Source organism: Micromonospora globispora, from assembly GCF_003857015.1.
GTDB classification, from domain to species: Bacteria; Actinomycetota; Actinomycetes; order Mycobacteriales; family Micromonosporaceae; genus Micromonospora; species Micromonospora globispora.
Window position 1 is genome coordinate 1 of sequence record NZ_QGGF01000700.1, and the last position, 1,536, is coordinate 1,536.

The window sequence follows — 1,536 nt, forward strand, 5'->3', positions numbered from 1 at the left end:
GGCCGGCCCCGGCCAGGCGGCCCGCGCCGAGTCGGTCACCTCGTCCAGACTAGGTACGGCCGGGCCAACCACCACCGGCCCGTCGCCGAACGCGGTCAGCAGCTTCTCGGTCGCGGCCACCGGATCGGCCGCCCCGCCGAGCACGATCACCAGCCGGTCGCCGTGCACACCGCCGATCACCTCGACCCCGATCCGCCGGGCCTGCCGGTAGACGGTGTGCAGCACGGCGGCCACCTCGCCGCCGGGGGAGCGGCCCACCGCCACCGCCACCGGGGGCGCGTCCGTCCAGCCCAGCGCCGCCGCCCGGCTGGCCAGCACGTCCGGCGAGTCGCCGCGCAGCAGCGCGTCGACCAGCAACGCCTGCAACCGGGCGTCCCACGAGCCGCGGGACTCGGCGGCCCGGGCGTACACCCGGGCGGCGGCGAAGGCGATCTCCCGAGAGAAGCGGAGCACCGCCTCGCGCAGTTGCTGCTCCTCGCCCTTCGCGGCGAGGTGCGACACCTGCTCCTCGACCACCTCGATGGTGACCTTGATCAGCGCCACGGTCTGCTGCAGGCTGATCGATCGCGCGAGGGCCTGCGGAGCGGTGGCGAAGACCTCGTCGGAGACCTCCTGGGTGCTGTCCGCGGTGCCGCCGCCCTGACGCAGCCACTGCACCAGCGAGCGGGCGCCGGCCTGGGCCACCAGCATGACCCAGGAGCGCTGGTCCGCCGGGAGTTCCCGGAACCAGGGCAGCGTCTCGTCCATCCGGGCCACGCTGGCGGTGGCCAACGCCCCCGCCGCCCGTTCGATCCGGCGCAGCGTGGCCGACAGGTCGCTACTGCCCGGCTCGTTCACCGCTCCAGCTAAACACGTCCTGACCAGGGACTCCACGCCGAGGTCGGTCCGGCCGCCTCGGGACAGGTCAGCCGCGCGGCGGCGGCAGGCCCTCCGGTCCGGCGCTGCGGAGGGAGCGCGTCAGCTGGCCCCCCGGGGTCTGCAGAAAACAGAGCGCCCCGGGGTACCCGGCCACCCAGGCGGCCTGGTCCGGGGAAAAGATCCGCAGCGAGCGCCATGAGAAGCGTGCCGAATCGTCGGGGACCCAACTCGCCCTCCAGCGCTCGGGTGGACGGATCGGCGGGAGTTTACGACAGCTGCCCCTTCCGCGCGGTCCGCCCTTGCGCCGGTGACGATCTCCGCCGTCCTCGTCGCCGGCCGACGGGGTACGCGGCGCACAGCCCGTCAGGCCCGGCCAGTACGGTGTCAGGGCACGTCGGGGCGACCACCCGGCGTGCGATGGCGAGTGTGAGGAGACCGGGATGGCGCACGGGGAGGCCGACAACGGCTGCGCCCAGGGCGAGCCCTGCCGGCTGGGCCACCACGAACAGCCGGCGCCCGTCAAACACCCCCGCCGGCTGAGCGGCGTGACCCATCCGGTGGAGCCGACCGCCGGCTGGACGCCCGAGCGGGCCGAAGACGAGCCGCCGGCGCCGCGCCAGCGTGGTCCCGAACCGGCTGCGCCGGCCGCGCCCGAGCCGACGCCCGCGCAGGGCTGCC

At 75.5% G+C, this 1,536-nt stretch carries 2 protein-coding genes; one reads left to right on the forward strand and one right to left on the reverse strand.

Annotated features, from left to right (window positions below):
- Positions 1 to 903, reverse strand: a 903-nt coding sequence (locus DKL51_RS32560) for a PucR family transcriptional regulator (RefSeq protein WP_438819688.1), incomplete at its 3' end; no start/stop codon positions are given.
- 395 nt (positions 904 to 1,298) lie between these two features.
- On the opposite strand from DKL51_RS32560, the gene DKL51_RS32565 reads away from it, so the two are divergent.
- A partial coding sequence (locus DKL51_RS32565) for a hypothetical protein (RefSeq protein WP_124813172.1) occupies positions 1,299 to 1,536 on the forward strand: 238 nt, incomplete at its 3' end.